Here is a 24,262-nt window from a genome sequence, read left to right as displayed (position 1 = left end):
GGGTCGGGCAGGCCCGTCACCGTCAGCGAGCTGGCCAGCGAGAGGGCCCCGATGCCGGCGGCGGTGCAGCCCGCCAGCACGGCCACCCCGGCCAGCACCGGCCACACCAGCGTGCGGCGCTGGGCGAAGGCCTCGGTCGAGGCCCTGCCAGCCGGCGGGGCGACGGTCATACGTCCAGGGTATGGGGCGGCCCCGACCGGCTACCGAGGCTGGCTGGCCAGAAGGTCCTGGCGGGCCTTGGCCTCGCGGGCCACGAACTGATCGCGCGCGATCCGCCCGGCGTAGTCGAGGTCGTGCAGGATGTCGCGCAGCTCATGCAGGAAGGCACGACGCCTTTCGGCCAGGTCCGGCGCGGCCGCGATCAGGTCCTGATCCTCGACGACCTGGCGCGCGGTGGCGAACAGCAGCGTCGAGACCGATTCGCTGCTGCGGATCCGGGTCTGCGCCACGTACTGTCGCCCGACGCCCAACGCCAAGTCGGTCAGTTCCTTGTGCCCGATGTCCGCAGGCGCGTCCCGCAACACATCGGCGACGATCTCGTAGGCCTCGAAGAACACCCGCAACATCGCGTCCGCCATCAACGGACGCTTGGCGAACAACAGCGCGTCGATCTCGTCGCCCCCGGCCGCGACGTGGGCTTCCCAATTGTCGTGCCAGGCCATCTCTTCGGCGATGTTGTCCCGGAATGTCGCCGAGTCGGCGAAATAGAAGTCGAACTTCAGCAGATGGCGCAGCCGCATCGCCTGGGCCCAGAACGCGGCCATGCGGTCGCCGTCGGCGTGGCGGGCGTGCGCCAGGGCGAGCTCAACGATCGAGGTCTCCAGAAAGGCGTGGATCACCGAGTTGCGGTAGAAGGCCGCGGCGTGCTGTTCTTCGGGCGCGATGCGCCACACCGGTTCCCGGCCGCCGTCGACCCGGGTGATGGGATGTCCGTTGGACAGTGCGTCGACCGCGGCGCGTACCCCGTCTTGCGTGCGCAGCCGCAACGCGCTGGTGGACATCGGATTGTGTTTGCGTTCTAGGTAATCCAGCGAATCCTGCAGGGTGTGGTGCAGCTGGCCGAGGGTCAGCGCCGCCCCGCGCGTGGTCAGCAGCAGCGCGCACACCAGACCCGTCGCCGTCACCGGCGTCGCCTGCAGTATCCGCCAGGCGACCTCGAATGACATCTTCTGCAGCGCAAGGCGTTTGGCGTCCGGATCCTGGGCCAGCGGGCCGTGCGGCGCGCCCAGGTAGTGGCGCATCGACACGGCTTCCGGGAAACGGACGTAGATCTTGCCGTAGTTGCGTTCACCCTGCGCCCGGATGAAGTTGTACAGCCAGCCCACACCTTCGGGTGTCTTCTCGCCGCCGCGGGCGTAGGCGGCGTACTCCGCGGTCTCGTGCAGCTGGTCGAAGCTGATCGAGACCGGTTGCAGCAGAATGTCTTCGCTGCGGCCATCGAGGTAGGCGTCGGCGACGTAGGCCAGCAACCCCAGCTTGGGCGGCAACATCTTGCCGGTGCGCGAGCGGGTGCCCTCGATGGACCAGCTCAGGTTGAACCGCTTTTCGACGATGTAGCCGACGTATTCGCGCAGCACGTACTTGTAGAGCGCGTCGTTACCGATGTTGCGGCGGATGAAGATGACCCCGGAACGTCGCAGCAGCGGGCCCATGGCACCGAACGACAAGTTGATACCGGCGAACACGTGCACCGGCGGTAATCGGTTGTCCTGCATGGCGACCGGCACCACCGCGCCGTCGATGTAGGACCGGTGCGAAAACAACAACACCGCCGGGTGGGCTTCCAGGCCCACCCGCATCGCCGCGACCTGATACTCGTCATAGTCGATCTCGGGGTCGAACCCGCGGCTGATCATCCTGCCGAGAACCCCGACGAGGTCGACCGATGCCCGGCTCCAGCCGGTAGCGAGTTCGTCGAGCATCTTTCCGGCTTCCTCGACGGTGGCGCCGGGAATTGTCGCCAGGCCGCGGCGAAACCGGTTGGAGGCCAAGATCTCTGGTTTCACCAGCCGCGGCGACTTGTACTGCGGTCCGAGGATCCGGTACTCGACGCGTTCCATCGCCAAGATGGCGCGGCGGATGACGAATTGGGCGAAGTCGTACCGGTCGTCTCCGACGGTGGTGTCGCGCCATTGCCGGCGCAGCTCGGCGACCGTCGCGGCTTCGCCGGCCACCACCCGTGCCCGCTGGGGCGCGGTGCGCACGATCCGTTCTTGCTGGCGCTGGTTGGGGTGGTACGGATCCCGGCCGGGCAGCAGGCCGGCCAGCTTGGCGACCCGGCCGCGATCCGGCTCCGGCAGCCAGAACACCCGCACCGGCACGATGGAACGGTCTTCCCGGGGTTCGAGCTGTTCGGCCAGCGCCGTCATCACGTCCGGCGGCGCATCGAGCGCCGGCAGCTTGACCAGGTCGAAATTCGCGCCCGGGTGCCCGGCGCGTTGTTGCTCCATCCACGCCGTCACCAGGTCCATCTCGACCGGCGAGGTCATTGACGCCAATATCAGCGAGTCAGTCCCGGCAAGGATGGCGCTGGTATCCGCGGCCGGTTCGGTCACGGATGCCCTCGGTGCGGCGATTCCGGCGACTCGGCGTTGCCGGGCGCCGCCTTGGTCGCGGGCCGTTGCGCCTCGCCGTCTTTGCGGGCGGCCTCGGATTCATGCGGAGTCGCCTTGGGTGCCTTGGCTTTCGACGCGGCCTTCTTCGCCGGCGCCTTCTTTGCGGGTGCTTTCTTGGCGGGTGCCTTCTTGGCCGGCGCCTTCTTGGCGGGTGCCTTCTTGGCGGGTGCCTTCTTCGCCGGCGCGTTCTCGGCGGGTGCCTTCTTGGCGGGTGCCTTCTTCGCGGGTGCCTTGGCGGTCCGGCTCTGTGCCTTCTCGGCCGCCTTCTTCTCCGCGTACAGGTCGACCTCGGGCAGTTCGTCGACGGGCCAGTTGGCGAGCGTATCCAGGTAGAGCTGGCGCACTTCGGCGATGCGGTCCGGCAGCGTGTCAAGCGTCCAGTCCTGCACCGAGATCGGCGGGAAGACCGCGACGTCGACGGTGCCCGGGTTGATGACGGTCGAGTTCCGGGCGGCAACCAGCTCGGCGTTGCGAATCACGATCGGAACGATCGGGATGCCGGCGGCCATCGCGAGACGAAATGGACCCTTTTTGAAGGGGCCGACCTCGTTGGTGTCCAGCCGGGTGCCCTCCGGCGCCATCACAATGGAAAGCCCGTTCTTGGCCCGCTCCTCGACAATGCGCATCGTCTCCAGCGCGGAGGCCGAATCGTCTCGGTCGATGAAAACCCCGTCCAACGCTTTGCCGAGCAGGGCCATGATCGGGTTCTTCTGTAATTCCTTCTTGGCCACGGCAACCCAGTTGTCGTTGACCAGCGCACCCGCGATCACCGGATCCACCTGATTGCGGTGGTTGTAGATGAAAACGGCCGGACGTTGCGCGGTCAGATTCTCTCTCCCGACGACATTGAGGTGCACTCCCGTGGTCGCCAGCACGGTTTGGGAAAAAATGGAAGTAAAGAAATTGGCGCCCCGCCGCCGGCTACCGGTCAGCACGCCCATTGCCACTGCGCCCGCGCCGACGGGGACAATCGAGCCCAGTCCGGCAAGGGTACGCACCTGCCGTCGCAGACCCACCGGACCTCGGCTGCTGAATCTCAGGATGGGCCAACCGCGGCGCTTGGCCACCGCCGCCATTTTCCCTTCGGGATTCGTCGGCCGGGGATTGCCGACCAGATACATCAGGGCGACGTCCTCGTCACCGTCGGCGTAGAAGTAACTGTCCTTGAGATCGATGCCGTGCTCGGCGGCAAACCGTTGTACCGCAGCGGCTTTGCCGGGACCCCAGAGAATCGGCTTCTGGACGGACCCGGTGAGCAAGCCGTCCTCGGTGGTCTCGAACTTGTTGGTGAGCATGTTGGGGATGCCGAGGAACCGCGCGACGGGATTGACCTGGATGGTCAGCGCCGACGAACTGAGCACCACGGTGTGGCCGCGGGCCATGTGGGCGCGGACCAGCTCACGCATCTCCGGGTAGATCCGGGATTCGATGCGCTGGACGAACATTCGCTCGCCGATCTCTTCCAGGTCGTCGAGCAGTCGCCCGGTGAGCGCCTTGGCGGCCTTGCCGATGAGGTCCTCGAACTCGATACGACCGAGGGTGTGGCTCAAGCCGGCCTGCACCATACCGAGCAGTTCACTCACTCCCATGTCGCGGCGCAGCAGCCGCTCCTGGGTCAGGATGACCGCGGTGAATCCGGCGACCAGCGTGCCGTCCAAGTCGAAGAACGCGCCGATCTTCGGTCCTTCGGGGCTGGCCATGATCTCGGCCACCGAGCCGGGCAGCCGCAGGTCCGCTCCGGCCGTTTCGTCCTTGTCCCCCTGCTGCTTCGAGTTGCTCATGAGCCGGCCACCGATCGAGTGGACACCGCCGACTCGGTGAACGAGGCGGGCACCGCCTGCGGTGGCGGGTCGCCTCCCAGCGCCAGGATCTCGTCGAAACCCTCCAGCAGGCATTGGGCGAACAACGCCTCGTTTCGCACCGCGGCCCGGTCGTAGCGCACGGTGATGGTGCACCACCCGCCCCGCGAGATCAGCACCACCATCATCGCCACGCCGGGCAGCGGACCGATACCGTACTGCCGCAACACTTTTGCTCCGGCGATGTAGGTGTCGCCGGGATAGACCGGGACGTTGCTGGCCTGCACGTCGGAGCCGATCACCGACCCGGTGATGCCTTCGAGCACCGCGGTCGGCAGGACGCTGAGCACCGGCGCCAGCGAGCCGATGATGTTCATGGCGGGCTCGTCGCGGCGCTGCGTCATCTGGGCGCGAATCTTTTTCATCCGGGAGACGGGGTCGACGGTGCCGATCGGCGCCGCGAGGTTGACGCCCGTGAACCGGTTGCCGCCGGCCGTATCCGCTTCGGCCCGCAGGTTGACCGGCACCGCCATCGGCAGCGTGCTGATCGGCACGCCGAACGCCTCGTGGTAGCGGCGCAGGGCACCGCACAACCCGGCAAGGTAGGCATCGTTGATCGACCCGCCGCCGGCTTTCGCGGCCTTGTGCAGGTCGGCGAGCGGGATGTCGATCGCCTCGCTGCGGGTGGCCAGGCTGCGCCGCCGCAGCAGTGGCGACGGCTCGGCGGCCCGGTTGAGCACCCGCATGCCCGACATGGCGTACCCGACGATTCCCGAGACGGTGGCCGTCGGTTCCAGGACCGCCCGCCCGGCCGCCGACACCGCCCCGGACAGCGCGCTCATGACGCCGCCGACCACGGCGAACGGCAGGTGGTTAATGCCCTGGCGCATCAGGTCATTGGACGTCAGGTCCTGCGGCACGGGCAGCGGCAGCGTCGGCTTGGCCGGCGGATCGCGCTCGAGGTCATAGATTTCGGCGAACATCTGCACCCCGCCCACGCCGTCGGTGACGGCGTGGCTGACATGCAGCAACGTTGCGGCCTTGCCGTCGGCCAAGCCCTCGACGAGGGTGGCCGTCCACAACGGTCGCGAAATGTCCATCGGCGACTGCAGGATGAGGTCGGCCAGATCGAATACCTCACGCAGCGTGCCCGGTTCGGAAACACGCACCCGGCGCACGTGAAAATCCAGGTTGAAGTCGGGATCGACCACCCAGCGCGGCGACGCCGTCGGCAGGGTCGGCACGACGACCTTTTGGCGCAACCGCAGCACCCGTCGGGACGCGCTTTCGAATCGGTTCCGGAACTGTTCCCATTCCGGCGTGGTGTCCAGCAGCTCCAAGGCCATGATCCCGGACCGGGTGCGGGGGTTTGCCTCTCCCCTGTGCAGCAGGTAGTCGACCGGCCCGAGTTCGTCGGACAACTTGATCGCCTCGACGGATTCAGTCATGGTCATCAGCTCGACGCGCCAACGTTGTCACCGTCGCTCAAGCCTCCTGCCTTTAGGACCACCGACCCGAATGGTCTACCCAACGCTAGTCGGGTTACCACGCTGGTGAAAGGAGCGGCGAGCACCGGGCCGCCGATTCAGCTGGCCTCCGGCCGACCCTCAGCTGGCCGAAGTGGCCGACAGCGGCAGCGAATCCAGCAGGGAGCTGACGCGCCGTCCGTACACGACACCGAGGAAATCGGCTACGGCGTCAGCGGCCAGCCGCGATCGGACCGTCGGCGTGATGTCGAAAGCGTGGTGGGCGTTGCCGAGTTCGGCGTGCGCCACCGTGGCAGCCCCGGCCGCGCGCAACGCCGCGCAGAAAGCGCGAGCCTGGCCGCTGGGCACCAACTCGTCCTTCTGGCCGTGCAACACGAAGAAGGGCGGCGCGTCGGCGTGCACGTAGGAGACGGGTGATGCCGCCGTGAAGCGCTCGGGCGCCTCGGCGTAGCGGGCCTTCATCACGAACTGTTCGAGGAACGGCAGCATCAGTGGGTGCATGTTGTCGAAGTCGGTGAAGTCGTAGACGCCGTAGTAGGGCGCTACCGCTTGCACGCTGGTGTCGGCCTCTTCGAAACCGGGCTGGAAGGCGGGGTCGTTCGGCGTCAGCGCCGCCAGGGAGGCCAGGTGCCCGCCCGCCGAGCCGCCGGTGATCGCGATGAAATCGGGGTCGCCGCCGTAGTCGGCGATGTTCTCCCGGACCCACGCGATCGCCCTTTTGACGTCGATGAGGTGTGCGGGGAAGGTGGCGCGCGGGCTCTTGCTGTAGTCGATCGAGACGCAGATCCAGCCGAGTTGGACCATTCGGCTCATCAGCGTGTAGGCCTGCGGACGCCGGCCGTTGAGCGCCCATGCCCCGCCCGGCACCTGGATCAGCACGGGTGCGCGGCAACCTGGCGCCAAGTCGTCGCGCCGCCAGATGTCCAGCAGGTTGTCGCGCGGGCTCGGACCGTAGGAGATGTCGGACGTCTGCGACGCATACCGGCGGTGCGGCCCGGGCCTGCCGAGCAGTCGACCGCGCGGGGCGCACAGCGCGCCGACGGCGGCGGGATGACATACCTGTTCGCGAAACTCGGGGCCGAAGGACTCCTCGAGCGCGGCGGTGAGGGTTCGATCAGCCCGCTGGGCGGCCAGCGTCGTGCCTACCCGGCCGACGGACGGATGCGAGACGCGGGACAGCGCGTGGCCGGTCACCACGTGCGGAGGAAACTCCGTGAAAAGCCAGCCGGCGAAGCAGCCCAGCGCGAACGGCCCACCGCGCAGCACCAGGTTACCGAGTTGGTAGACATCCCGGGCTTCGGCTGCCAGCCGTGCCACCTGGGCCCCCGCCCACGAACAGGGCGAGGTCTGCTTGCTGGCCACGCTCATTGCAACGCCACCTCTGGAACGTTATGCACACGCCTCGCTGCGGTTAACGGCCCATGACCGGCCGATGTTGTCCGTGTGTCGAGGGTCCCAACGATAACCGATAAACGCGGCGCGGTAAGGGTTTTCGCGCGCGTGGCGGCGGGGAGTCGGGTCGGCAGGCGCGGTTGGATAGACTGACCTGCACATTGCCTCCGTAGCTCAGGTGGATAGAGCAAGGGCCTTCTAATCCCTAGGTCGCACGTTCGAGTCGTGCCGGGGGCACCGAGATTCGTGTGTGACTTCGGTTATTGCCCGACGCGGCGCCGCAGGTCCACCGACGGCTGGGTCCGCGCGCCGCCCGGTCGGTGGGGCGACGATGTCCAGTCGCAGACCGGGCGCCTACCGGCTGGGAAATCAGTCCTGCTGACTACCTAACGGATTGGCGGCGGGCCGGCAAGCGAGACACCGAACGCCCCACCGACGGTGATCGATCACCTAAATCAACTGGTCGTGGTGCTAGACCTCGATCGTCTGACTGACGTAGTTCTCCCAGGTGGCCATTTGGGCCGCGTCGACGAGGAGGCTTTGGAAGTCCGGGTCAGCATTGAGGCTCTGCTGGACCTGGCCATATGCGGCCCAGTCCTGGGTAGTCGACATCAAGCCGATGGCGTTGGTGCCCTGACCTCCGATCATGTTGACCAGCGCGGTGACGTTCTCCGCGCCATGTTTGCGGGCAAGCCCGGTCGCTCGCTTCAGCTGCTTCTGAATGTCGTCCCAGGAGACCCCAGGGTTCGGATGGACGATCGTAGTAGCGACGATGGCCATGGCTGGACCTTTCGCTAGATGGGAAGAGAACGTTAATAGTCTCCGGCGCGTCGAAGTGAGCCGTCTAGAGTAGGCGGCTACTCCATTTCCGCGGGTGCGCGCAGGTGGCACCCTCACCCGGGGTTTCAACCGGCCGCGGCTGGGAACAGTGATTGATATTGGCAAACGCGGATAGCTGACCACGAGAGTCGGCCATTTGCATCGTTGAGCAGGGAAATTATCGAGGATGTTGGCTAGGGTCAATAAGAGTTCAGCAATCATATTCAGGCAAAAACAACAACTTATGGCTGCTTGCTTGAATCCGAATCATAAATACATTCAAGAATGTCCTGAATGCAATTCCATACACGAAACGCAGAATCAGGATGAGGAGTATTGCGCTGGTTGCAAACGCAACGGCGCAATGCCGGCAATGGCGGAGAAATAACTCGGTCGGACCTCAGGCCAGGTCCGTTGGGCGGTCGGCACGCTCCCCGACTGTCGAGGAAGCTCTCCGAATCATCGCGGGGATTGCGGACATCGCCGCTGATCGTTTGCAGCGTGAGAAACATTGCGCCATAGACCAATCGGTGAGCGCTTAAGCCGTCGGCCAAGAATTGCCTGGGGCACGCGAGTTTGCCGGCCGGCACGCCGGTCCGGGCATATGTCCCGCGTTAGCTGGGCCCTGATCGGACCGTGCCTTTCCGGCCCCGATATGTCAGCATTGGTGCGTGAACGCACGCCGATCAGCGCGTGTACTGGCCGCCACGGTGCTGACGGCTTGCTCGTCGCCGTTGTGTCCGCCGATCTCCGCGTCCGCCTCGCCCTGTCCGGACATCGAGGTCACGTTCGCCCGCGGCACCGCCGAGCCACCCGGTGTCGGCGGGGTCGGACAGGCGTTCATCGACTCGCTGCGCTCCCAGGTCCGGGGCCGGTCGCTCGGGGTGTATCCCGTCAACTACCCCGCGGATGGGGATTTCGCACCGTCGGCGTCGGCGGGCGCCGGCGACGCGCACGCCCACGTTCAGTCCATGGTGGCGAACTGTCCTAACACCAAACTGGTGCTCGGAGGCTATTCGCAGGGCGCGATGGTGATAGATCTGATCACCATCGCCCAGGCACCGATCGCGGGCTTGATCCCTCAGATACTGACGGCCGACGAGGCCGACCATGTTGCCGCCCTGGCCCTCTTCGGAAATCCGTCGGCCAGGTATCTGGGGGCGCCGGTGAGCGTGGTCAGCCCGTGGTACGGGGCGAAGGCCATTGACTTGTGCGCGCCCGGCGATCCGGTATGCACTCCGGGCGGCCCGCTGGCACTGCCGTCACACGACGAGTTGTTCTCGGCGGCGGATCTGTCCTACCAAGGATCCGGAATGCCAACCCAGGCAGCCACTTTCGTGGCCGGAAAGCTCTGAGGTCGCCCAACTGGCCACCATGGTGACCGGCGCGTGCCGCACGGTCGCGAGCGACTTGCCGGACGTGAGAGCTGCGCTAATGGTGGCGCTCGTTGGTCTTTGCCGAGGCGCATCTCCAAACGGCGGGCGCTGGCAACGAAATCCGTTGCGCCCCATGTGCTATCGAGGCTACGACGCGGGCGCATACTGCCACACCGCCTCGTGATGTCCGGGCGACGCCGGGTCGCACGACCAGGTGAGGCCGGCGGCGTCATGCGTGGTGACATTCGGAACCGGACAGGGCCGGCCGGCCAGCGGTCGATCGAGGCTGGCAACACCGACCCCCAGGCCGATCAATCCGGCCGTCGCGACGGCGACCAGCATCAGCCGCACGTACCCGAGTCGGCGATCGCGCGTCCTCGCGTACGCCCGGTAGGCAGGCGCCCTGTAGCGCATGGTCCTGGAGCTCGCGGTCCGCATGAGGTGCTCCTTACGTCGATGCCGATGGGGATTGCTCGTTCGAGCTGACATGAGCTTGGGCGCCGGCGCTTGGCGGATCCTCTACGCATCCTTGGCCGCGGAGTGCGCGTGGCGAGTCCAGCCGGTCAACCGCCGCCGGGCTCGATCATTGGTCGCGATCGCCGAAAGCGATAGCGCATGCGCTATCGGATTCGGGAATCACCTTATGGTCACCGGATGGTGCCCCCGGGGCCGAAGTGACCGCCGGGACGCAAGATGAATTGGTGGGGGCACCCCGACGCAAGCCGCACGAAGCGCGATCCAATTACTTTTGCGATTGGCGCGCTGGCGCAGGTCACGGCGCATTTTGGCGATCGCGTTGATGGCCACGAACCCGCACGCGCAACCGCGGCAAATGGCAATCGGGTGAGGGTCCCATAGCGTCCGCGGACCCACAAACTCGAAGTCGCTGTCAAAAGTTTGCGCTTTAATCGAACTGGGAACAGCGTGTCAAAACGAGCAGATGGCGCTTAGGGGGAGATCATTACTTACAGCGTCTTCTCTTCGAGGGGTTGGCGAAATATGGCGTCGAATGACTGGCAGCCGGTAGTGCGCGTCGGGGAGCCGAGGTTCATAGCCGGCGTTGGCAATCGAATCAAAGTCGAAGTCAAAACTCGGGGTTGGCTAAGCCGCGACTGGCGCTGTTACTTCGGAACGCAAGTCTCGCAGCAACAACTTGATGCCCGGTATTCCTCCTATCCTTGCTGGGATGAAATCCAGCGGATCGAGGGTTCGTGCGCCGAGCACGATGCCGAGCGATACATCGAAATGATCGATGCCGCAATACATTACGCCAACACCAAGTTGCGTAGTGATGCGCTGCCGGTGGCCGTTATGCGCGGAGCGCGCACGGAACGGCGCGGGTGTGCGGTGCGGGAGCGCCAAGCCGAACTCGATGAGCTGGCGAAGAAGTTAGCGAAACCCGAGCTGTAACGCGGCCCGAGCAACGTCCGTGGCGCGGCAAGGCGGCGCCCAGCTCCGACATCCGGCCCGTGAGCGGGCGCCCACCCCTTGTTTCACCAGGTCGACCCGGGCGTTCGACCGGCGCGGGCGAAAAGCAGCAGATAATGTTTTGATAAACACAGCATTGCTTGTAGATTCCGATATCCGTTGCGGGCCCCGCAAACGTTTCCGCCTTTGCGCCAGCGGTCGAATGCCCGCCTTTTCCTACCGGTTCTCGATATTCACGCTCGCACCGGCCGACTCGGGGTGCGGGGCGCGAAGTAGTCTTACCTCGCCCAAGACGCTGCCGCCGTTAAACCGGTGTGCCCAGGCGGATCCGCCACCAAGACCCGAAGCCGGAGGTGCCCGATGGCCCAGTCCGAACCGATCCTGTTCAACGTCACCAACCGGGTCGCGCTCATCACCGTCAACGATCCCGATCGGCGCAACGCGATCACCGCCGAGTCGTCGGGCCTGCTGCGAGAGGCGGTCGAGCGGGCCGAAGCCGATCCCGAGGTGCATGCCGTGGTGGTCACCGGGGCCGGCAAGGCGTTCTGCGCGGGCGCGGACCTCAGCGCCCTGGGCGCGGCGGGCGGCGGCGCCGCCGAGGCGGGCCTGCAGCAGCTTTACGACGGCTTCATGGCCGTCGGCGGTTGCCGGCTGCCCACCATTGCCGCCGTCAACGGCGCCGCGGTGGGCGCGGGTCTCAATCTGGCCCTGGCCGCCGACGTGCGCATCGCCGGACCCGCCGCGGTGTTCGACGCGCGATTCCAGAAGCTCGGTCTACACCCGGGCGGGGGCGCGACGTGGATGTTCCAGCGAGCCGTCGGCCCCCAGGTGGCGCGGGCCGCGCTGCTGTTCGGCATGCGCTTCGACGCCGACGCCGCCGTACAGCACGGCTTGGCGCTGAGCGTCGCCGACGATCCGGTAGCCGCGGCGCTGGAGCTGGCCGCCGGCCCGGCGGCGGCACCGCGCGACGTGGTGCTGGCGACCAAGGCCACCATGCGCGCCACCGTCAGCCCGGGATCGCTGGACAACGAGCAACACCAGCTGGCCATGCGCGCCGAGCTCGGCCCGCAGTCCTATTCCATCCAATCACCGGAATTCGCAAAGCGATTGGCCGCCGCGCAACGCCGGTAGGCCTCCCCCGCACGCGCGCAGATTGGGATCGGTAGCGCGGCGGACCGGCTGCACTTGCTGCGACGACGCCGACCGAAGTGGCGCCTGAGCAAAGGAATGCAGCGTGCACATCCACCACACCTTCACCCGGCTTGTCGCCGGGGCCCTGCTAACTAGTGGGCTCGCCACGGCGGGACTCGCGCTGACGGCGGGTACCGCGCAGGCCCGGCCGGCGCCGCCGCCGCAAGCGCATTGGTGCCCGAACCAGCCGTGGAACCCGGCCTGGGGCGAGAACAAGTACTGGAACCAATGTTGGGACACTGACAACCCTCCGCCGTACCCGCCCCCGCCGCCGTTTCATCAGCCGAACTTCAACTGTGGCCTGTTCTGGTGCCCCGTGCCGCCGCACTCGTGACCCGGCGCTCACAAGTCGAGCAACGCGGTCTCCGGTGCCTCGATCAGATCCCTTAGCTCGCAGACACATTGGGCGGCTTGCGCCCCGTCGGCGATGCGATGGTCGAACACACATGTCAACGACATCGTCGGGCGCACCACGATCTCGCCGCCCCGGACGACGGGCCGCGGCTTGATCGCTCCCATGCCGAGGATGGCGGCTTCGGGATGGTTGATCACCGGCACCCCGTCGTCCACACCCAGCGCCCCGAAGTTCGTCACGGTGAACGTCGAGCCGCGCAGCTCCCCCGGTCCCAGGCTGCCGGCTCGCGCGCCGGCAATCAATTGGGCTGCCCTGCTTGCCAGTTCGCGGGTCGTCATCGTGTGGGCATCGGCGATCACCGGGACCAGCAATCCACGCTCGGTGGCCGCGGCGATGCCCAGGTGCACACGGTGCTCGACGCGCACCCGCGGTCCCTGCGGCGAGTCCACCCAGGTCGCATTCAACATCTCGTTGTGGCGCAACGCGATAACCAGCAAGCGCAACGTCAGGACGAAGGGTGTGATGGTCTCCTGCTCCGCGCGGAACCGGTCGGACAGCCGCAGCAGCTCCGCGCAGTCGACCTCGACACCGACTTTCGCCGGTGGAATCTCCTTGTGTGACAGCGTCATTTTCTCCGCCATCCGGGCCTGCACACCCTGGACCGGCCGCACGTCGGCGCCATGGCCGTTCCCGCCGGCCGCCGCCAGCACGTCCTCCCGAGTGATGATGGCGCCCGCGCCACCCTGCACCGAGTTGAGATCCACCATCAGCTCTTTGGCCAGCTTGCGCACCGGAGGCGCGGCCAGCGGGCGGGTGGTGCGCCGGCTGATGTCGATGCCGGAGTCGGCGCCATAACCGACCAGCGTCGGTGGCGCCGTCTCGGCGGCCGGCGAATCGCCGCCCAGCGGCGCTGTGTCGATCCGCAGCAGCACCGCCCCGACGTTGAGGACATCGCCTTCGGCGCCGTTGCGTTCGACGATGCGACCCGCGTACGGGCTGGGGATCTCCACTTCGGCCTTGGCCGTCTCCACCGTGCACAGCACCTGGTTGAGTTCGACGTCCTCGCCCACCGCCACGTGCCACTGCGTCACGGTGATTTCTTCCAACCCCTCGCCGAGGTCAGGGACCCGAAACGACTTGACCCGCTCGTCGTTCATGGCTGCCCCAGCACGCGCTCGACGCAATCAAGCAGCCGGTCGGGTCCGGGCAGCCACCACTTCTCCAGCCGCGCCGGCGGGTACGGGGTGTCAAACCCGCACGCGCGCAACACCGGGGCCTCCAGCTCGTAGAACAACTCCTCCTGGATTCGGGCGGCCAGGCCGGCCCCGTACCCCAGGCTCCGGGGGCCCTCGTGCATCACCACGCAGCGTCCGGTCCGGTGGATCGACGCGGCGACGGTATCGAAGTCCAGTGGCACCAGCGAGCGCAGATCGATGACATCCAGACTCCAACCGCGTTGCCGCTGAGCCTCTTCGGCTGCTCCGACGGCCGTGCCGACCAGGCTGCCGTACGTCACGACGGTCACGTCGGTACCCGGCCGGCGCACCATCGCCCGTCCGATCGGTGGTTCGGGCCGGGTGACGTCAACCAGGCCGCGACGCTGGTAGCGGCGCTTGGGCTCCAAGTACATGACCGGGTCCGGGCAGGTGATCGCGTGCCGCAGTAGCCAATACGCGTCGGCGGGGCTGGACGGTACTACCACCTTCAGGCCGGCGGTATGGGCCCAATACGACTCGGTCGAGTCCGAATGATGTTCGGCGGCACCGATTCCCCCGAACGAGGGGATGCGCACCGTCACCGACATGTTGATTTCGCCGCGGGTGCGGGTGCGGTACTTGGCGAGGTGGCTGACCACCTGATCGAAGGCCGGGTAGGAGAACCCGTCGAACTGGATCTCGGGTACCGGCACGAAGCCGCGCAACGCCAGCCCCACCGCGATCCCGATGATGGCCGATTCGGCGAGGGGCGTGTCGAAGCAGCGTGCTTCGCCGAACGCCGCGGCCAGCCCCTCGGTGACCCGAAACACCCCGCCCTCGACCGATACGTCTTCGCCGAACACCAGCACCCGATCGTCGGCGGCCATGGCGTCGTGCAGGGCCCGGTTGAGCGCCTGCACCATGGTCAGCGACTGCGCGCCCAGCACGACGTGTTCTACTGCCGCGGTGAGCGTCTCGTCGTGGCCGGCCGGGCGATCAGCGAGCTGAGTCATGGATGCCTCTCAATCGCTTCGGTCGAGTTCGGCCCGCAGCTGCTGGCGCTGTGCCTCTAGCCCCGGTGTGATCTCGGCGTACACCGAGGTGAACACCTCGTCGATGTCGAAGTCGGGCGCGTCGAACACCGCGTCGCGCAATTCGGCCCGCATCCGCTTGGCTCGGGCCGCGACGCGTTCCTCCAACCGGTCCGACCACAGACCTTGGCCCTGCAGGTAGCTGCGGTACCGCGCGATCGGTTCCAGCGCCGCCCAGCGATCCACTTCCTCTTGCGTCCGGTATCGACTCGGATCGTCGGATGTGGTGTGCGGGGCCAGGCGGTAGGTGACCGCCTCGATCAACGTCGGCCCACCGCCGGCCCGGGCTCGGGCGGCGGCCTCGGCCGTCACCGCGTAGCAGGCCAAAACGTCGTTGCCGTCCACCCGGATTCCGGGCATTCCGTAACCAATCGCCTTGTGCGCCAGCGAGGGTGCGGCGGTCTGTCGGGATATCGGCATCGAGATCGCCCACTGATTGTTCTGCACGAAGAACAGGCAAGGCGTGCCGAACACCGCCGCGAAGTTCAACGCCTCGTGCACGTCTCCCACGCTGGTGGCGCCGTCGCCGAGGAAGGCCACCGTCACCGAATCCTCGCCGAGGCGTTGGGCGGCCATGGCCGCGCCCACGGCGTGCAGGGTCTGGGTGCCGATCGGAATCGACAGGGGGGCACAGCATTTCTTGGTGAACTCGAGGCCGCCGTGCCACGTTCCGCGCCACGCCGCCCCCACATGCCCCGGCGGGATGCCGCGCACCAAAAACGCGCCGAGCTCCCGATATTGGGGGAACAACCAATCCGTCTTGCGCAGGCACGCCGTGGCGCCAACCTGAGCGGCTTCCTGACCGCGGCAGGACGCGAACAGCCCCAGCTCCCCCTGCCGCTTGAGGTTGACGAATTCGCCGTCCAGCTCGCGGGTGACCACCATCATCTCGTAGAGCCAGCTCAGCGTCTCCGCGGGAAGCTCACGGCTATAGCGGTGTTCGGGCGTCGGTGTGCCATCGGGAGCGACGAGTTGCACCGGTTCCAGCTCGACAGCCATCGGCACCGAAGACATTTGCGCCACACCGCCTCCCTCGCCGGGTGCCGCGAGCGGGAGTCGATCGCCAGCTACACGAAAGGCTTCGCTCGCCGCGACACTGACGTACCCACCATTATGCGCTCGAACGAGAAGAGACCGCGTTGATTGCGACGACGGCACAACGTGTCGCGCCTCGCCCACGCCGCGTTCGGGGAGCCGTCAGTCGGGGACGGACTCGCCCGCCCTGCGCAACGTCATGTGCGCGTGCTTGAGCACCGGCGAGTCGACCATCTGTCCCTCGAACGCGAAGACGCCGCGTTCGGACCGCGCCGCGGTCAGCACCCGCCGCGCCCAGTCCAGCCGCTCCTCGCTGGGGCGGTACGCCTCGCGCACCACCGGAATCTGGCTCGGGTGGATGCACACCGTTCCGGCGAAACCCAGCGCGACGGCGTCCTCGGCCTCGGCCCGCAGGCCATCGAGGTCACGGATGTCCAGGTGCACGGCGTCGAGCGCGACCCGACCGAAGGTGGACGCCGTGAGCAGGGCCGTCGACCGCACGTGGTGCGCGACGTCGCGGTAGGTGCCGTCGGCCTTGCGGCTGGAGCTACCGCCGAGCGTGGCGACCAGATCCTCGGCGCCCCACATCAGCGCGACGGTGCCCGGTGCCGCCGCGATTTCGGTGGCGAACACCGCACCGCGCGGCGTCTCCAGCAGCGCGATCACATCGCGGGGCGCCAGCGCCGTCACCTGCGCGGCCGATTCCGTCTTGGACAGCATCACGGTGGTGTAGGCGGTGCCGGCCAGGGCTTCGAGATCCAGCGGGTGTTCCGGGGTGTCGGCGGCGTTGACCCGCACGACGGTGCGCTCGGGATCCAGCGGCGTCTCCTGCAACGCCTTGCGCGCCGCGGGTTTATCCGCTTCGGCCACGCCGTCCTCAAGGTCGAGGATCACCACGTCGGCGGCAGCGGCGGCCTTGGCGAAACGCTCGGGACGGTCGGCCGGGCAGAACAACCAGCCGGGGCCGGCGGCTTGCAGGTTCACTTGACCTCCTGGCCGGCAGGGCGCTTCTGCACCAAGGTGGTGCGCACCGCCCGCGCGACGACCTCGCCGTCCTGGTTGCGCCCGGTGTGCTCGAGGGTGACGATGCCTTCGCCGGGCCGGCTCTTGGATTCCCGCTTGGCCGTGCAGACGGTTTCCGCGTAGAGGGTGTCGCCGTGGAAGACGGGCTTGGGGAAGGACACCTCGGAGAAACCGAGGTTGGCCACGATGGTGCCAAGCGTCAGTTGCGACACCGACAGCCCTACCAGGGTGGACAGGGTGAACATGGAGTTCACCAGCCGCTCGCCGCGAAAGCCGGGCTGCTCGGCCGCCCAGGCCGCGTCCAGGTGCAGCGACTGGGTGTTCATGGTGAGCGTGGTGAACAAGACGTTGTCGGCCTCGGTGATCGTGCGGCCGGGCCGGTGCAGGTAGGTGGTGCCGATCTCGAACTCGTCAAACCACAAGCCCCGCTGGACAACTGATTTGGCCGGTTCGCTCATGACAGTCCCAGCGATCGCGCGATGAGCATCAGCTGCACTTCGGTAGTCCCTTCACCGATTTCGAGGATCTTGCTGTCGCGGTAGTGGCGGGCGACCGGATATTCGTTCATGAAGCCGTAGCCGCCGTGAATCTGCGTGGCATCGCGGGCGTTGTCCATCGCTGCTTCCGAGGCGATCATCTTCGCGATTGCCGCCTCCTTCTTGAAGGGCTTGCCCGCCAACATCTTTGCAGCCGCATCGTAGTAGGCCGTGCGGGCCACGTGGGCACGCGCCTCCATCCGGGCGATCTTGAAGCTGATCGCCTGGTAGGCGCCGATCGGCTGGCCGAACGCCTGGCGTTCCTTGGCATACTTGACGCTTTCGTCCACGCAGCCCTGCGCCGCCCCGGTTGCCAGCGCGGCGATCGCGATGCGGCCCTCGTCCAGGATCGACAGGAAGCCCGAGTAGCCGGTGCCGCGGGCACCCAGCAGGTTCTCCTGCGGGACGCGGGCGTCGTCGAAGCTCAACGGGTGGGTGTCCGACGCGTTCCAGCCGACCTTGCTGTACACCGGTTCGACGGTGAATCCCGGTGTGCCGCTGGGCACGATGATCGAGGAGATTTCTTTCTTGCCGTTCGCATTGGTGCCGGTGACGGCGGTGACGGTGACCAGCGAGGTGATGTCGGTGCCGGAGTTGGTGATGAATTGCTTGCTGCCGTTGATCACCCACTCGCCGTTGTCGAGCCGGGCGGTGGTGCGCGTTCCGCCGGCGTCCGAGCCGGCCCCGGGTTCGGTGAGCCCGAAGCCGGCCAGCGCCCGGCCGGCGGTCAGGTCCGGCAGCCACTTCTGCTTCTGCTCTTCGGTGCCGAACCGGTAGATGGGCATCGCGCCCAGGCTGGCGCCGGCCTCCAGGGTGATCGCCACCGACTGGTCGACCTTGCCGAGTTCCTCGAGCGCCAGCGACAGCGCGAAGTAGTCGCCGCCCATGCCGCCGTACTCCTCGGGGAACGGCAACCCGAACAGGCCCATCTCCCCCATCTTGGCGACGACCTCGTACGGGAAGCTGTGCTCCTCATCGTGTTTGGCCGATACCGGAGCGACGACGGTGCGCGCGAACTCCGCGACCGTGTCGCGCAGGTCCTGGTATTCCTTGGGTAGGGTCCCCGCGGTAATGGATGTGGTCATGACGCGTCCTCACTCGAATCGCTTGCCGCGCCGGATTCAGCGGGCACCAGCCGGGCCAGCACCTGGTCCACCGTCACCTGATCGCCGACGGAGACCAGCACCTCCACCTGTCCGGAAACCGGTGCGGCAAGCGAATGTTCCATTTTCATCGCCTCGACGACGACCACCACGTCGCCTTCGGAAACGTCGGTGCCCGAGGATGCCTGAATCGCGATCACGCTGCCGGGCATCGGGCTGACGATCTCGGCCCGCTGCGCGCCCGCGGCGCGATGGATCTTGTTCTCCTCGGCCTCACGCAGGTGCCAGGTGCCACGCTCGTCGGCGATCCACAAGTGCCGGTCGGCTTCGGCCCAGTGGTATTCCCGGCGCAGCCCGTCCAGCGTAACGCTCATTCGCGATTGCTCGACTTGCGCTGCGGCGGAATATGTTTCACCGTCACCCACCCGAACACCGGCGGCCTCGGGTGGCCCCCACACCGACACCGTCTCGGTGCGTAGCGGGGTGCGCATGTCGGTGCGAACCGGTGCGGGCCTGCCGCCGGCCCGCCAACCCGTCGGCGCCGCCCACGGATTGCCCGCGAAGCGGCGAGCCCGCAACGCCAGCACGGATTGCCGGTAAAGACCCGCCGCCGCGAGCACGTCATCGGGGGCCGGCACCGGAGCGAAGTCGGCCAGCCGCTCATCGAGCAGCGCGGTATCAAGGTCACCGGTACGCACGCGTTCGTCGGCCAGCAGAAACCGCAGGAATTCGATGTTGGTCTGCACGCCCAGGATCGCGGTCCGGCTCAATGCCCGGTCGAGTTTGGCCAGCGCCTCGTCGCGGTCGGTCCCGTGGGTGATCACCTTGCTCAGCATCGGGTCGTAGTCACTGCCGACCAGCGTGCCCGCCCGCAGCGAAGAATCCACCCGCACACCGTCACCGGACGGCTCGAAGATCTGCAGCACCCGCCCGCCCGTCGGCAGGAATCCCCGTGCCGGATCTTCGGCATACACCCGGGCCTCGATCGCGTGCCCGCGCAATTCGACGTCGTCCTGGGCGAACGCCAGCTTCTCCCCGGCGGCGACCCGTAGCTGCCACTCGACCAGGTCCAGCCCGGTGACCGAGGCGGTCACCGGGTGCTCGACCTGCAGGCGGGTGTTCATCTCCATGAAGAAGAACTCGTCGGGCCGGGCCGCGGAGACGATGAATTCGACGGTGCCCGCACCGACGTAGTCGACGCTGCGCGCGGTGTTGCAGGCGGCCTCCCCGATGCGCGCCCGGGTCGCCTCGTCAAGCAACGGCGACGGCGCCTCCTCGATCACCTTCTGGTGGCGGCGCTGCAGGCTGCATTCGCGCTCGCCGAGGTGCACGATGTTGCCGTGCGTGTCGGCGAGCACCTGGACCTCGATGTGCCTGGGGCGCAACACGAATCGTTCGAGGAAGAGGGTGTCGTCACCGAAGGACGAGGCGGCCTCGCGCCGCGCGCCCACCAGCGCCTCGCACAGCCTGCCCGGTTCTTCCACCAGGCGCATGCCCTTACCGCCGCCGCCCGCCGACGGTTTGATCAGCACCGGGTATCCGACCTCGTCCGCGGCCGCGACCAACTCGTCGTCGCTCAGGCCGGATTTGGCGACCCCGGGAACCACCGGGACGTCGAAGGCGGCGACCGCGTTCTTGGCGGTGATCTTGTCGCCCATCACCTGGATCGCCCGGGCCGGCGGCCCTAGGAAGACCACCCCGGCCCGCTCGCAGGCGGCGGCGAAATCGGCGTTCTCCGAGAGGAATCCGTAACCCGGATGGATCGCCTGAGATCCGGTACGCACGGCCGCCTCGACGACCCTGTCGATGTTCAGATAGCTCTCGCGCGCCGCCGCGGGGCCGAGTCGCACCGCCTCGTCGGCCTCGAGCACGTGGCGCGCGCCGTCGTCGGGATCGCTGTATACGGCGACCGAGCGGATGCCCAGTCGGCGCAGGGTGCGGATCACCCGAACCGCGATCTCGCCCCGGTTGGCCACCAAAACGGTTTCGAACACTGCACTCACATCCGGAAGACGCCGTAGGAGACGGGTTCCAGCGGCGCTTGCGCGCACACCGAAAGGGCCAGCCCGACAAAGGTTCTGGTATCGGCGGGATCGATAATCCCGTCGTCCCACAGCCGGGCCGTGGAGTAGTAGGGGTTGCCCTGACTCTCGTATTGTTCGCGAATGGGCGCCTTGAACGCCTCTTCCTCGTCGGTCGACCACGGCTTGCCCGCGCCGGCGAGCTGCTCGCCGCGCACGGTGGCCAGCACCGACGCGGCCTGTTCGCCGCCCATCACCGAGATGCGGGCGTTGGGCCACATCCACAAGAAGCGTGGCGAATAGGCCCGGCCGCACATCGAATAGTTGCCCGCCCCATAGGAACCACCGATCACGACGGTCAGCTTGGGCACCCGCGCGCAGGCGACGGCGGTGACCATCTTGGCGCCGTGCTTGGCGATGCCGCCGGCCTCGTAATCGCGACCGACCATGAAGCCTGCGATGTTCTGCAAGAACAGCAGCGGGATCTTGCGCTTGTCGCACAGCTCGATGAAATGCGCGCCCTTCAAGGCGGATTCGCTGAACAGCACGCCGTTGTTGGCCACGATGCCCACCGGGTGGCCGTGGATGTGGGCAAACGCGGTCACCAGGGTCTTGCCGTAATTGGCCTTGAATTCGCTGAATTCGCCGCCGTCGACCAGCCGCACGATGACCTCGTGCACGTCGTAGGGCACGCGCGGGTCGGGCGGCACCACGTCGTAGAGCTCGGTCTGCGCGCACCTGGGTGCGACCGGGGATCGCACCTCCCACGGGCTGGCCCCGCGCGGGCCGAAGGTGGCCGCGATCGCACGCACGATCCGCAGGGCGTGTTCGTCGTCGTCGGCGAGGTGGTCGGTGACACCGGAAACGCGGGAATGCAGGTCACCACCACCGAGGTCTTCGGCCGACACGATCTCGCCGGTCGCCGCCTTGACCAAGGGTGGACCCCCCAAGAAGATCGTGCCCTGCTCGCGGACGATGACGGCCTCGTCGCTCATCGCGGGCACGTAGGCGCCGCCGGCCGTGCATGAACCGAGCACCGCAGCCACCTGTGGAATCTCCTTGGCGCTCATGGTCGCCTGGTTGTAGAAGATGCGACCGAAATGCTCGCGGTCGGGGAACACCTCGTCCTGCCGCGGCAAGAACGCACCCCCGGAGTCCACCAGGTAGATGCACGGGAGCCGATTCTGCAGCGCCACCTCTTGGGCGCGCAGATGCTTTTTGACCGTCATCGGGTAGTAGGTGCCGCCCTTGACCGTCGCGTCGTTGGCGACGATCACGCACTCGCGCTCCGAGACCCGGCCGATGCCGGTGATGATTCCGGCGCCCGGAGATTCGTCGCCGTACATGCCGTCCGCGGCGAGCGGGGAGAGCTCCAAGAAGGGGCTACCCGGGTCGAGCAGGCGGTCCACCCGTTCGCGAGGCAACAGCTTGCCGCGGCTGACGTGGCGTTCCCGCGCGCGCTCGTTACCGCCCAGCGCCGCCGCGGCCAGCTTGGCGTTCAGCTCGCCGACCAGCCGGCGGTGCTCGTCGGCGAACGACGCCTCGGCCTTCGCGGGCGAGGTCACCACGTTGTCCATCGCCGCAGCAGCCTCCTTGCCGTCGTGCGGTCAGGCAATTCTTGAGTTAATGCTCATTAACTCAAGGTGAGAATACCATCGTCGTCGTTGCCGGTCCAGAAACGATCGCACCAATCGGAAAACGTGAGTTAATCGCGAATAACTCGTGCTACGTTAGGGCCAGTTAACCAACGGAGGTTCGTCATGACAACGTCCGCCTCCGACGGTCAGGCGGGTGCCCCCGACGCTCCAAATCGCCGGAGTCAGTTGAAGTCTGACCGCCGCCTACAACTTCTGTCCGCCGCCGAGCGGTTGTTCGCCGAGCGCGGGTTCCTCGCGGTGCGGCTGGAAGACATCGGCGCCGCGGCCGGCGTCAGCGGTCCGGCGATCTACCGGCATTTCCCGAACAAGGAGTCGCTGCTCGTCGAATTGCTGGTGGGTATCAGCACCCGGCTGCTCGCCGGTGCGCGGCGGGTGCGGGCCGACAACGCCGATGCCACCGCCGTGCTGGACGCGTTGATCGACTTTCATCTGGACTTCGTGTTCGACGAACCCGACCTGATCCGCATCCAGGATCGCGACCTCGCGCATCTGCCCGAGGCGGCCGAAAAGCAGGTGCGCAAATCCCAGCGTCAGTACGTCGAGGTCTGGGTGGGGGTGCTGCGGGAGCTCAATCCCGAGCTGGCCGAGGCCGACGCTCGGCTGGCGGCGCACGCCGTGTTCGGTCTGCTGAATTCGACCCCGCACAGCATGAAGTCCTCGGACGCCTCGCGCAGCAAGCCGGTCCGCACGGCGCGGTCGCGCACCGTCATGCGGGCGATGACGGTGGCCGCGCTCGCCGCCGGAAATCGCTGCCCCTGAGTTCCCCGTCGTAAGGTGACTCAGGGCTTTAACACTTCAGTACAGGTACCCTGCAAGCCATGAGGTGGACATGAACGATTCACGTCCCACCGAGCGGTTTAGCACATCGCAGCCGGGGCCGCAGCAGCCGAGGTATTCGCCCTCCGCCGATCCCGCGTACGCCGACCAGACGCCGTACGGGCCGAGCTATGGCGGGACGACGTCATCACCGTGGGCGCCCAGTCCGAACGAGGCGAACACGACCAAGCGGCTGCCGGCCTACTGGCAGCAAGACCTGCCCCCGGCGAGCGAGCTGCCGCCCGGCATGGCTCCCCCGCCGCCCGACGCTCCGAAATCGTCGCGGTGGTTGTGGATCGGCGCCGGCGCGGCCGTGTTGCTGGCCGTCGCCTTGGTGATCGCGTTGGTGCTCGCGAACGACGCGATCAAGACCCAGACCGCGGTCCCGCCGTTGCCGGCGATGCCCGAGCCCAGCACGCCGACCACGACGACGTCGCCGCACCGGACCCCGTCGCTCATTCCGGCGCCGATACCACCGACCAGCGTTCCCGCCCTGCCCCCTGAGACGACCGGGCCGGCGGCGATGCAGGACGTCGTCTACACCGTCTCGGGCGAGGGCCGCGCGATCAGCATCATGTACATCGACACCGGCGGCCTCATCCAGACCGAATTCAACGTGGCGCTGCCCTGGAGCAAAGAGGTCAGCCTGTCCAAGTCGGCCAATCACCCGGCCAACGTCACCATCGTCAACATCGGCCACAGCGTCACCTGCACGTTGACCGTCGACGGGGTGCAGGTCAGCAAGCGCGTCGGCGGCGGTCTGACGATCTGCGACGCCCGCGGCTAGCCGGCCGCGCCCGCTACGACGGCTCGGCCGCGGGTTGGGCGACCGCGGAGGCGCGCAGCGGGACCCGGACCGCCAGCATCGCCACCAGTCCGGCGACCAGCACCAGCGAAATCCCACCCAGGCCGGCCCGCACGGCGCCGAAGACGTCGACGAACACCGAGAACAGCCAGGGCGCGACGAACGCCACCGCCCGCCCGGTCATGGTGTAGAGGCCGAACGCGACGCCTTCCCGGCCGTGCTTGGCCATGTGCAGCAGCAGGGCGCGCGACGACGACTGCGACGGGCCGATGAACATGCACAGCAGCAGCCCGCACACCCAGAAGGCCACCGGGCCGGACAGCACCATCAGGGTCAGTCCCAGGACGATGATCGCGAGCAGTGAGGCCACGATGACGGGCTTCGACCCGACCCGGTGGTCGACGAACCCGCCCAGCACCGCCCCCACGGCGGCGACCACGCTGGCGGCCACCCCGAAGATCAGCACGTTGGCTTGGGAGATGCCGTATACGTTGACGCCGAGCACCGCCCCGAAAG

The 24,262-nt window shown here is 67.4% G+C and carries 21 protein-coding genes and 1 tRNA gene; 7 read left to right on the top strand and 15 right to left on the bottom strand.

Annotation, left to right across the window (positions count from 1 at the left end; genetic code table 11):
• Window positions 1–200 precede the first annotated feature (200 nt).
• From A9W96_RS21400 to A9W96_RS21385, 4 genes are all read right to left on the bottom strand, one after another.
• Window positions 201–2,555: a glycerol-3-phosphate 1-O-acyltransferase gene (locus tag A9W96_RS21400; RefSeq protein ID WP_067142835.1), complete on the bottom strand. Its 2,355-nt coding sequence runs from the start codon at window positions 2,553–2,555 to the stop codon at window positions 201–203.
• Window positions 2,552–4,396 carry an HAD-IB family hydrolase/lysophospholipid acyltransferase family protein gene (locus tag A9W96_RS21395; RefSeq protein ID WP_067142832.1) on the bottom strand — a complete coding sequence of 615 codons (1,845 nt, stop codon included), beginning with the start codon at window positions 4,394–4,396 and terminating at the stop codon, window positions 2,552–2,554. Before A9W96_RS21395 ends, A9W96_RS21400 begins: the two co-directional genes overlap by 4 nt.
• Window positions 4,393–5,862, bottom strand: coding sequence for a wax ester/triacylglycerol synthase family O-acyltransferase (locus A9W96_RS21390; RefSeq protein ID WP_156748721.1), 1,470 nt, complete (start codon window positions 5,860–5,862; stop codon window positions 4,393–4,395). The genes A9W96_RS21395 and A9W96_RS21390 overlap by 4 nt, the downstream gene beginning before the upstream one ends.
• A 159-nt stretch (window positions 5,863–6,021) precedes the next feature.
• On the bottom strand, window positions 6,022–7,269 hold the full coding sequence (locus A9W96_RS21385) for an alpha/beta hydrolase (RefSeq protein ID WP_067142829.1): 1,248 nt from the start codon (window positions 7,267–7,269) through the stop codon (window positions 6,022–6,024).
• A 187-nt stretch (window positions 7,270–7,456) separates the two neighbouring features.
• Here A9W96_RS21385 and A9W96_RS21380 point away from each other — a divergent pair.
• Window positions 7,457–7,530: transfer RNA gene (locus A9W96_RS21380), tRNA-Arg, on the top strand.
• Window positions 7,531–7,764: 234 nt separating this feature from the next.
• Here the strand turns inward: A9W96_RS21380 and A9W96_RS21375 are convergent.
• On the bottom strand, window positions 7,765–8,073 hold the full coding sequence (locus A9W96_RS21375; protein WP_067142826.1) for a hypothetical protein: 309 nt from the start codon (window positions 8,071–8,073) through the stop codon (window positions 7,765–7,767).
• Between the two features lie 710 nt (window positions 8,074–8,783).
• Here A9W96_RS21375 and A9W96_RS21370 point away from each other — a divergent pair.
• Complete coding sequence (locus A9W96_RS21370) at window positions 8,784–9,467, top strand: cutinase family protein (protein ID WP_067142823.1); 684 nt, start codon at window positions 8,784–8,786, stop codon at window positions 9,465–9,467.
• 168 nt (window positions 9,468–9,635) lie between these two features.
• Here A9W96_RS21370 and A9W96_RS21365 read toward each other — a convergent pair whose 3' ends face one another.
• Complete coding sequence (locus A9W96_RS21365; RefSeq protein ID WP_156765349.1) at window positions 9,636–9,926, bottom strand: hypothetical protein; 291 nt, start codon at window positions 9,924–9,926, stop codon at window positions 9,636–9,638.
• 561 nt (window positions 9,927–10,487) lie between these two features.
• On the opposite strand from A9W96_RS21365, the gene A9W96_RS21360 reads away from it, so the two are divergent.
• From A9W96_RS21360 to A9W96_RS31635, 3 genes are all read left to right on the top strand, one after another.
• Window positions 10,488–10,898: a hypothetical protein gene (locus A9W96_RS21360; protein WP_066860297.1), complete on the top strand. Its 411-nt coding sequence runs from the start codon at window positions 10,488–10,490 to the stop codon at window positions 10,896–10,898.
• Between the two features lie 378 nt (window positions 10,899–11,276).
• Window positions 11,277–12,047, top strand: a complete 771-nt coding sequence (locus tag A9W96_RS21355; RefSeq protein ID WP_066860300.1) for an enoyl-CoA hydratase — start codon at window positions 11,277–11,279, stop codon at window positions 12,045–12,047.
• A gap of 103 nt (window positions 12,048–12,150) precedes the next feature.
• Entirely contained in the window at window positions 12,151–12,441 is a 291-nt protein-coding gene (locus A9W96_RS31635; protein ID WP_156748724.1) for a hypothetical protein, read from the top strand.
• An 8-nt stretch (window positions 12,442–12,449) separates the two neighbouring features.
• Here A9W96_RS31635 and A9W96_RS21350 read toward each other — a convergent pair whose 3' ends face one another.
• The 8 genes from A9W96_RS21350 to A9W96_RS21315 all read right to left on the bottom strand — a co-directional run bounded on the left by A9W96_RS21350 (window position 12,450) and on the right by A9W96_RS21315 (window position 22,032).
• Complete coding sequence (locus A9W96_RS21350) at window positions 12,450–13,619, bottom strand: dihydrolipoamide acetyltransferase family protein (RefSeq protein ID WP_066860303.1); 1,170 nt, start codon at window positions 13,617–13,619, stop codon at window positions 12,450–12,452.
• Window positions 13,616–14,671, bottom strand: a complete 1,056-nt coding sequence (gene bkdB, locus A9W96_RS21345; protein ID WP_067142820.1) for a 3-methyl-2-oxobutanoate dehydrogenase subunit beta — start codon at window positions 14,669–14,671, stop codon at window positions 13,616–13,618. Before bkdB ends, A9W96_RS21350 begins: the two co-directional genes overlap by 4 nt.
• Before the next feature lie 9 nt (window positions 14,672–14,680).
• The gene (pdhA, locus tag A9W96_RS21340; protein WP_197497860.1) at window positions 14,681–15,763 is read right to left on the bottom strand and encodes a pyruvate dehydrogenase (acetyl-transferring) E1 component subunit alpha; all 1,083 of its coding nucleotides are present in this window, start codon (window positions 15,761–15,763) and stop codon (window positions 14,681–14,683) included.
• Window positions 15,764–15,946: 183 nt separating this feature from the next.
• Complete coding sequence (locus tag A9W96_RS21335; RefSeq protein WP_067142816.1) at window positions 15,947–16,768, bottom strand: CoA ester lyase; 822 nt, start codon at window positions 16,766–16,768, stop codon at window positions 15,947–15,949.
• A complete protein-coding gene (locus tag A9W96_RS21330; RefSeq protein WP_066860317.1) occupies window positions 16,765–17,265 on the bottom strand; it encodes a MaoC family dehydratase in 501 nt (166 codons plus the stop codon). Before A9W96_RS21330 ends, A9W96_RS21335 begins: the two co-directional genes overlap by 4 nt.
• Entirely contained in the window at window positions 17,262–18,428 is a 1,167-nt protein-coding gene (locus A9W96_RS21325; RefSeq protein ID WP_066860320.1) for an acyl-CoA dehydrogenase family protein, read from the bottom strand. The genes A9W96_RS21330 and A9W96_RS21325 overlap by 4 nt, the downstream gene beginning before the upstream one ends.
• The gene (locus A9W96_RS21320) at window positions 18,425–20,440 is read right to left on the bottom strand and encodes an acetyl/propionyl/methylcrotonyl-CoA carboxylase subunit alpha (protein WP_067142813.1); all 2,016 of its coding nucleotides are present in this window, start codon (window positions 20,438–20,440) and stop codon (window positions 18,425–18,427) included. Before A9W96_RS21320 ends, A9W96_RS21325 begins: the two co-directional genes overlap by 4 nt.
• 5 nt (window positions 20,441–20,445) lie before the next feature.
• Entirely contained in the window at window positions 20,446–22,032 is a 1,587-nt protein-coding gene (locus A9W96_RS21315; RefSeq protein ID WP_067142838.1) for a carboxyl transferase domain-containing protein, read from the bottom strand.
• A gap of 195 nt (window positions 22,033–22,227) precedes the next feature.
• Between A9W96_RS21315 and A9W96_RS21310 the strand changes: the two genes are divergently transcribed.
• On the top strand, window positions 22,228–22,884 hold the full coding sequence (locus A9W96_RS21310; protein WP_082972524.1) for a TetR/AcrR family transcriptional regulator: 657 nt from the start codon (window positions 22,228–22,230) through the stop codon (window positions 22,882–22,884).
• A gap of 64 nt (window positions 22,885–22,948) precedes the next feature.
• The gene (locus tag A9W96_RS21305) at window positions 22,949–23,728 is read left to right on the top strand and encodes an MmpS family transport accessory protein (RefSeq protein WP_082972523.1); all 780 of its coding nucleotides are present in this window, start codon (window positions 22,949–22,951) and stop codon (window positions 23,726–23,728) included.
• Between the two features lie 13 nt (window positions 23,729–23,741).
• Here A9W96_RS21305 and A9W96_RS21300 read toward each other — a convergent pair.
• The coding region (locus A9W96_RS21300; RefSeq protein WP_156765348.1) for an MFS transporter at window positions 23,742–24,262 on the bottom strand (521 nt) is incomplete at its 5' end.

Origin of the sequence: Mycobacterium sp. 1245852.3 (assembly GCF_001669335.1) — a bacterium.
GTDB lineage: Bacteria > Actinomycetota > Actinomycetes > Mycobacteriales > Mycobacteriaceae > Mycobacterium > Mycobacterium europaeum_A.
Note: the sequence above shows the minus strand (reverse complement) of the source record. Positions and strands in the feature narration are given on the sequence as shown.

Coding starts and splice junctions, on each gene's coding strand:
- A9W96_RS21365 (WP_156765349.1), bottom strand. CDS start 9,926: ATGCGGACCGCGAGCTCCAGGACCATGCGCTACAGGGCGCCTGCCTAC.
- A9W96_RS21390 (WP_156748721.1), bottom strand. CDS start 5,862: ATGACTGAATCCGTCGAGGCGATCAAGTTGTCCGACGAACTCGGGCCG.
- A9W96_RS21355 (WP_066860300.1), top strand. CDS start 11,277: ATGGCCCAGTCCGAACCGATCCTGTTCAACGTCACCAACCGGGTCGCG.
- A9W96_RS21375 (WP_067142826.1), bottom strand. CDS start 8,073: ATGGCCATCGTCGCTACTACGATCGTCCATCCGAACCCTGGGGTCTCC.
- A9W96_RS21360 (WP_066860297.1), top strand. CDS start 10,488: ATGGCGTCGAATGACTGGCAGCCGGTAGTGCGCGTCGGGGAGCCGAGG.
- A9W96_RS21325 (WP_066860320.1), bottom strand. CDS start 18,428: ATGACCACATCCATTACCGCGGGGACCCTACCCAAGGAATACCAGGAC.
- A9W96_RS21395 (WP_067142832.1), bottom strand. CDS start 4,396: ATGAGCAACTCGAAGCAGCAGGGGGACAAGGACGAAACGGCCGGAGCG.
- bkdB (WP_067142820.1), bottom strand. CDS start 14,671: ATGACTCAGCTCGCTGATCGCCCGGCCGGCCACGACGAGACGCTCACC.
- A9W96_RS21310 (WP_082972524.1), top strand. CDS start 22,228: ATGACAACGTCCGCCTCCGACGGTCAGGCGGGTGCCCCCGACGCTCCA.
- A9W96_RS21385 (WP_067142829.1), bottom strand. CDS start 7,269: ATGAGCGTGGCCAGCAAGCAGACCTCGCCCTGTTCGTGGGCGGGGGCC.
- pdhA (WP_197497860.1), bottom strand. CDS start 15,763: ATGTCTTCGGTGCCGATGGCTGTCGAGCTGGAACCGGTGCAACTCGTC.
- A9W96_RS21350 (WP_066860303.1), bottom strand. CDS start 13,619: ATGAACGACGAGCGGGTCAAGTCGTTTCGGGTCCCTGACCTCGGCGAG.
- A9W96_RS21330 (WP_066860317.1), bottom strand. CDS start 17,265: ATGAGCGAACCGGCCAAATCAGTTGTCCAGCGGGGCTTGTGGTTTGAC.